This is a genomic window from Mycobacterium colombiense (assembly GCF_003284935.1).
Classification (GTDB): Bacteria; Actinomycetota; Actinomycetes; order Mycobacteriales; family Mycobacteriaceae; genus Mycobacterium; species Mycobacterium arosiense_A.
This window is the reverse complement of the sequence record NZ_QMEV01000122.1, coordinates 1-6,425: the sequence shown is the minus strand read 5'-3', so window position 1 is coordinate 6,425 and position 6,425 is coordinate 1. Positions and strand designations below refer to the sequence as shown.

The following is a 6,425-nucleotide window of genomic DNA, read 5'->3' as shown; positions in this document are numbered from 1 at the left end:
ACACCCGCCCAGATACTCGACGAGATACTCTCAAACCCACCAACTGTTGCATCCACCGCTTGAATCCGCCCCGCCGCGGGTCGCCATAGTTTAAGTTTCGCGGCAGTGCGCCGAATCCGGTGCGCCCGTCGCAAATGCGAAACCACCCGCGCGGCAATCTCCACGCGGGTGGTTTCGTCATGCCGACTTAGACGTCGTAGTACAGCGCGAATTCGTAAGGGTGCGGCCGGATTTGGACCGGCAGGATCTCGTTCTCGCGCTTGAAGTTGATCCACGTCTCGATGAGGTCGGGCGTGAACACGCCGCCCTCGGTGAGGTATTCGTGGTCTTCTTCGAGCCGGTCGATCACCGCGGACAGCTGGGTGGGCGCCTGCGGGATGTTGGCGGCCTCCTCGGGCGGCAGCTCGTAGAGGTCCTTGTCGACCGGGGCCTGCGGCTCGATCTTGTTCTTGATGCCGTCCAGGCCGGCCATCAGCATGGCCGAGAACGCCAGGTACGGGTTGCCCGACGAGTCGGGGCAACGGAACTCGAGGCGCTTGGCCTTCGGGTTGGTACCGGTGATCGGGATGCGCACACACGCCGACCGGTTGCGCTGGCTGTAGACCAGGTTGATCGGGGCCTCGTAGCCGGGCACCAGGCGCTTGTAGGAGTTCACCGTGGGGTTGGTGAACGCCAGCAGCGACGGCGCGTGGTGCAGCAGGCCGCCGATGTAGTGGCGGGCGGTGTCCGACAGGCCGGCGTAGCCGGTCTCGTCGTACATCAGCGGGCTGCCGTCCTTCCACAGCGACTGGTGGGTGTGCATGCCGGAGCCGTTGTCACCGAACAGCGGCTTGGGCATGAACGTGACGGTCTTGCCGTTCTGCCAGGCCGTGTTCTTGACGATGTACTTGTAGAGCATCATGTCGTCGGCCGCGTGCAGCAGGGTGTTGAACTTGTAGTTGATCTCGGCCTGGCCGCCGGTGCCCACCTCGTGGTGGCCCTTCTCCAGGCTGAAGCCGGCGGTGATCAGGTTGGACAGCATCTTGTCGCGCAGGTCGACATAGTGGTCGACGGGGGCGACGGGGAAGTAGCCACCCTTGGGGCGGACCTTGTAGCCGCGGTTGGGGCTGCCGTCGAGCTCGTTGGGCGAACCGGTGTTCCACCAGCCCGAGATGGCGTCGATCTCGTAGAACGAGCCGTTGGTGCGTGAGTCGAAGCTCACCGAGTCGAAGATGTAGAACTCCGCCTCGGCGCCGAAGTACGCGGTGTCGGCCACGCCCGTGCTGATCAGGTAGTTCTCGGCCTTACGGGCGATGTTGCGCGGGTCGCGCGAGTACGGCTCGAGGGTGAAGGGGTCGTGCACGAAGAAGTTCAGATTCAGCGTCTTGGCTTCGCGGAACAGGTCGATCTGCGCCGTCGCGGGGTCGGGCAGGAGCAACATGTCGGATTCGTGAATGGACTGGAATCCGCGAATGGACGAGCCGTCGAAAGCCAGGCCGTCCTCAAAAACGCTCTCGTCGAAAAACGAAATCGGAATGGTGAAGTGCTGCATGATGCCGGGCAAATCACAGAACCGCACGTCGACAAACTCGACGTTCTCGTCCTTCGCGAGTTTGAAGACGTCGTCGGGCGTCTTTTCCGTCACAGAGTGCTCCTTTACTTGGTGAGATCCGCGGCCTGACGCTATGGAGCAGATGTTGCCCGTCAGTCAACCCGATGTTGCGCGCACGTTACGTGACCATGCCACACGCTAAAAGTGGCCGCTTGGGCGGCGGGTTCTATTGTGGGGCCATGGATCGCAAGATCGTATCTTTTCTGGTGGCCGGGCGCACCGTCCGCCCTCCGCATCTGGCCGGTCCGAAGGATCATTCGGACTGCGGTCCGCGCCGATGATGGCCGAATCGCGATCCGCGTATCCGGGTGAAAAGCTGGGCCTGCCGGAAAGCGGTCCGGGGTCGCTGGCGCCCATGGGCCGCCGGCTGGGCGCGCTGATGATCGACTGGTTGATCGCTTACGGGCTGGCCGGGTTGGCCATGCGCTTCGGCCTGTTCGCGCAACCGGTGCTGGCCACCGCGGTCCTGGTGATCTGGTTCGTGCTCGGCGTGGTTTTCGTGCGATTGTTCGGCTTCACCCCCGGCCAGCTGGCGCTGCGCCTGCAGGTGGTGACGGTGGACGGACGCGGCCTGGTCGGCCTGGGCCGGGCGGTGGTGCGCGGGGTGCTGGTCGGCACCGTCGTCCCGGCGCTGTTCAGCGATTTCGACGGCCGCGGCATGCAGGACCGCCTGACCGCGACGGCCGTGGTGCGCCGCTGACGAAGCCCGAGCGGTGCCGAGCTATTTGCGGCGCACGGTGCGCTGCACCCCGCGCATCTTGCCCGAGTTGGGCAGCGGCCCCTTGGGCAGGACGGCGGCGCCGGCGCGCGACCCCAGGGCGGCCAGCCGCGACTCCAACGTGTCCATCTGCTTGACGGTGATGTTGGCCGGCAGCCGGGTGAGGTGGCGCTCCAGCTTGGCCAGCGGCACCTCGTCGTCGCCGTTGCCGACGACGAGGTCGTAGATCGGCACGTCGCCGATCAGGCGGGCGGTGCGCTTCTTTTCCTGCGCCAGCAGCGGGCGCACCCGCGTCGGAGCTCCCTCGCCGACCAGGATGACGCCGGGCCGGCCGATCACCCGGTGCACGGCGTCGAAGTGCCCGGTCGCGGCGACCCCCGGGGTCACCCGCCACTTGCCCCGCAGGTTGTCCAAAGCCCATGCGGCGGCCCCGGTTTGGCCTTCGGCCTTGCGGTAGACCGACTTCTGGGCGCGGCGGCCGAACACGATGAAGGCGACCAGCCCGCCCAGCACCACGCCCAACGGGATCAGGGTGATCATCGTCAACCCACCGGCCCACAGACCGACCGCCACCGAGATGCCCACGATCAGCACGAAGGCGCCGATCATGTACGGCAGGAGGCGCTTGTCCTCCTGGCGCTGAAGGTTGAACGCCTGCCACAGCTGGGTGCGGCGCTCCCGCGCGGCGGCCTTGCGGGCGGCCTGCGCCTCCGCTCGGGCGGCCTTGTTCTGCGCGGCGGTGCGGGATTTAGCCATAGTCAAAGAATACGTAGGGCCGCGACGGGCCCGCGCCGCCACCGGGCGTCAGGCGCGGCTGCGGGCGGCCTGCGCGTAGAGCCGCCCGGCGCGGTAGGACGAGCGCACCAGCGGTCCGGCGAGCACGCCGGCGAAGCCCAGCTCCTCGGCGTACCGGGCGAACTCGACGAATTCCTCCGGCTTGACCCAGCGTTCGACGGGGTGGTGGCGCGCCGACGGGCGCAGGTACTGGGTGATGGTGATGATGTCGCAGCCCGCGTCGTGCAGGTCGGCCAGGGCGGTGCGCACCTCGTCGGGGGTCTCACCCATGCCGAGGATGAGGTTGCTTTTGGTGACCAGCCCGGCATCGCGCGCCGCGGTCAGCACGTCGAGGCTGCGCCGGTAGGTGAAGGCGGGCCGGATCCGCTTGAAGATGCGCGGCACGGTTTCGACGTTGTGCGCCAACACTTCCGGGCGTGACCCGAACACCTCGGCCAGCCGGGTGGGCTCGCCGTTGAAGTCGGGGATGAGCAGCTCGACGCCGGTCGAGGGGTTGAGTTCCTTGATCGCGCGCACCGTCTCGGCGTACAGCCAGGCCCCGCCGTCGGGCAGGTCGTCGCGGGCTACCCCGGTGACCGTGGCGTAGCGCAGGCCCATCGTGCGCACGCTGTCGGCGACCCGCCGCGGCTCGTCGCGATCCAGTGCGGCGGGCTTGCCGGTGTCGATCTGGCAGAAGTCGCAGCGCCGGGTGCACTGGTCACCGCCGATCAGGAAGGTGGCCTCGCGGTCCTCCCAGCATTCGAAGATGTTCGGGCAGCCGGCCTCTTCGCAGACGGTGTGCAGACCCTCGCGCCGGACCAGGCTCTTGAGTTGGGTGTACTCCGGGCCCATCTTGGCCCGCACCCTGATCCACGGCGGCTTGCGTTCGATGGGGGTCTCGGCGTTGCGCACTTCCAGGCGCAGCAGTTTGCGTCCTTCCGGTGCGACAGTCACAGCGCCGATGCTACGCGCGCGGCCGCAGCGTGGTCCTGCACCGGCAGCACCCCGTCCAGGGCGTCGCAGACGGCGTCGGCGACCGCGGTCGTGACATCCTCGACCGACACCGTCCGGCGCAGCTCGGCCGACAAAGACGTCACCCCGGCGTCGGTGATGCCGCACGGCACGATGGCGCCGAACGCATCCAGGTCGCAGTCGCAGTTGAGGGCGAACCCGTGCAGGGTGGTCGCGCGCGACACCCGCACGCCGATTGCGGCGACCTTGCGGTCGGGGCGACCGTCGATGCCCGGCACCCACACCCCGGACCGGCCCGGCACCCGGATCGCGTCCACCCCCAGATCGGCACAGACCTTGAGCAGCGCCTCCTCCAACCGCCGCACGTAGTTCACCACGTCGAGCGGTTCGGCCAGGCCGATGATCGGATACCCGACCAGCTGGCCCGGACCATGCCAGGTGATCTTGCCGCCGCGGTCGGTGTCGACGACGGGAGTGCCATCCACCGGCCGCTCGTGCGATTCGGTGCGCCGGCCCGCCGTGTAGACCGCGGGGTGCTCGAGCAGCAGCAGGGTGTCGCTGCCGCCGGCCACGCGGGCGTCGGCGAGATCGCGTTGCTGCTGCCAGGCCACGCGGTAGTCGACGATGCCGAGCCGGCGGACGTCGATCAGGGCCTGGCTGGACCGGATGGAATCGATCACGTTCGCGACGGTACTCGGCTCGGGCCGGACGGGCCCAGTCCGGTGGCGCTAGTCGTGCTCGCGGCTGGCGGTGGCGTAGGCCAGGGCCTCGCCCACGGTGTTGTGGTGGAAGACGAAACCGGCGCGCTCCAGCGCGGACGGGATGGCCCGCTGCCCCGTCAGCAGGCCCTCGTCGGCGAACTCGCCCAGCGCGGCCCGCAGGGCAAAACCGGGCACCATCAACGGTGTTGGGCGATTGACCGCCCGCCCGAACGCGGTGGTGAATTCGGCGTTGGTGACCGGCGCGGGCCCGGTCATGTTCACCGGGCCGGACAGGTCGGGGTTGAAGATCGCGAACAACAGCGCGCGCACTTCGTCCTCGAGCGTGATCCATGACATGTATTGCCGTCCGCCGCCCAGGCGGGCGCCGAGGCCGGCGCGGAACAACGGCCGCAACCGGCCCAGCGCGCCGCCCGCGGGGGAGAACACCAGCCCGGTGCGGGCCAGCACCACCCGGGCGCCGCCGTACTGGGCGGGCAGCGTGGCGGCCTCCCAGTCCTCGCACAGCCGCGCCAGGAAACCCGTTCCCGCGCGGTCGTTTTCGTCGACCACGCGATCCTTGGTGTTGCCGTAGAAGCCGACCGCGCTGGCGTTGACCATGGTCGCCACGCCCGCGTCGGCCACGGCGTGCGCCAGCACCTCGGTGGGGGCGATGCGGCTGTCGCGCAGGCTCTGCTTGAAGGCGCCCGACCACCGCCGCTTGCCGATGTTGACGCCGCACAGGTTGACGACGGCGTCGACGTCGGTCAGCGTGTCGGGATCCAGATCGCCGCTCTCGGGGTTCCAGTGCAGCTCGTCGGCGTTCGCCGGCGCCCGGCGCACGATGCGCAACACCCGGTGATCGGCGGCGCGCAGGGCCGCCGCCAGGGCCGAACCGATCAGGCCGGACGAACCCGCAATGGCGATGACGGCCTGCTGGCCAGCGCGAGCCACGTTCGGAAGTCCTTCGTTACAGGCCGAGGTCGGCCTCGAACGCGCCCTCTTCGAGACGGTGCTTGATGGTGGTGAGGAAGCGGCCCGCGTCGGCGCCGTCGATCAGCCGGTGGTCATAGGTCAGCGGCAGGTAGCAGATCGAGCGGACACCGATCGATTCGTTGCCGAACTCGTCGACGATCACCCGCGGCCGCTTGACGATGGCGCCGGTGCCCAGCATGGCGGCCTGCGGCGGCACCAGGATCGGCGTGTCGAACAGCGCACCCTGGCTGCCGATGTTGGTGATCGTGAAGGTGCCGCCGGACAGCTCGTCGGGTTTGAGGTTGCCCGAGCGGGCGCGCGCGGCGATGTCGGCGATCGCCCTGGCCAGCCCGGCCAGCGACAGGTCGCCTGCGTTGTGCACGACGGGAGAGAGCAGGCCCTGTTCGGTGTCCACCGCGAAGCCGAGGTGTTCGGCGTCGTAGTAGGTGATCTCCTTGGTGTCCTCGTTGTAGCTCGCGTTGACGTTGGGGTGGATCTTCAGCGCGTCGATCACCGCCCGGGCGATGAACGGCAGGAATGTCAGGTTCACGCCCTCGCGCTCGGCGAACGCCGCCTTGGCCCTGGCCCGCAGCCCGACCAGTTTGGTCATGTCGACCTCGTGGGTCTGGGTGAGTTGCGCTGTGGCCTGCAGGGATTCGCGGGTTTTGTTCGCGGTGATCTGACGGATCCGGCTGGC

At 68.6% G+C, this 6,425-nt stretch carries 7 protein-coding genes; 1 reads left to right on the top strand and 6 read right to left on the bottom strand.

From position 1 onward, the window contains the following. Positions 1 to 187 precede the first annotated feature (187 nt). Positions 188 to 1,624, bottom strand: a complete 1,437-nt coding sequence (glnA, locus tag DQP57_RS25955) for a type I glutamate--ammonia ligase (RefSeq protein WP_036455187.1) — start codon at positions 1,622 to 1,624, stop codon at positions 188 to 190. Between the two features lie 244 nt (positions 1,625 to 1,868). On the opposite strand from glnA, the gene DQP57_RS25950 reads away from it, so the two are divergent. Then, entirely contained in the window at positions 1,869 to 2,291 is a 423-nt protein-coding gene (locus DQP57_RS25950) for an RDD family protein (protein ID WP_112635724.1), read from the top strand. Positions 2,292 to 2,312: 21 nt separating this feature from the next. Here DQP57_RS25950 and DQP57_RS25945 read toward each other — a convergent pair whose 3' ends face one another. From DQP57_RS25945 to sucB, 5 genes are all read right to left on the bottom strand, one after another. Then, entirely contained in the window at positions 2,313 to 3,065 is a 753-nt protein-coding gene (locus DQP57_RS25945; RefSeq protein ID WP_112635722.1) for a DUF4191 domain-containing protein, read from the bottom strand. Between the two features lie 48 nt (positions 3,066 to 3,113). Further along, positions 3,114 to 4,037 carry a lipoyl synthase gene (gene lipA / locus DQP57_RS25940; RefSeq protein ID WP_112635720.1) on the bottom strand — a complete coding sequence of 308 codons (924 nt, stop codon included), beginning with the start codon at positions 4,035 to 4,037 and terminating at the stop codon, positions 3,114 to 3,116. Continuing rightward, entirely contained in the window at positions 4,034 to 4,735 is a 702-nt protein-coding gene (lipB, locus tag DQP57_RS25935) for a lipoyl(octanoyl) transferase LipB (RefSeq protein ID WP_112635718.1), read from the bottom strand. Before lipB ends, lipA begins: the two co-directional genes overlap by 4 nt. A gap of 48 nt (positions 4,736 to 4,783) precedes the next feature. Continuing rightward, on the bottom strand, positions 4,784 to 5,707 hold the full coding sequence (locus tag DQP57_RS25930) for a TIGR01777 family oxidoreductase (protein ID WP_112635716.1): 924 nt from the start codon (positions 5,705 to 5,707) through the stop codon (positions 4,784 to 4,786). A 16-nt stretch (positions 5,708 to 5,723) separates the two neighbouring features. Continuing rightward, the coding region (sucB, locus tag DQP57_RS25925) for a 2-oxoglutarate dehydrogenase, E2 component, dihydrolipoamide succinyltransferase (protein ID WP_112635714.1) at positions 5,724 to 6,425 on the bottom strand (702 nt) is incomplete at its 5' end.

Bases quoted from the DNA above. Each gene is read 5' to 3' on its own strand.
- DQP57_RS25950 (WP_112635724.1), top strand. From the start codon at position 1,869: ATGATGGCCGAATCGCGATCCGCGTATCCGGGTGAAAAGCTGGGCCTG.
- DQP57_RS25945 (WP_112635722.1), bottom strand. From the start codon at position 3,065: ATGGCTAAATCCCGCACCGCCGCGCAGAACAAGGCCGCCCGAGCGGAG.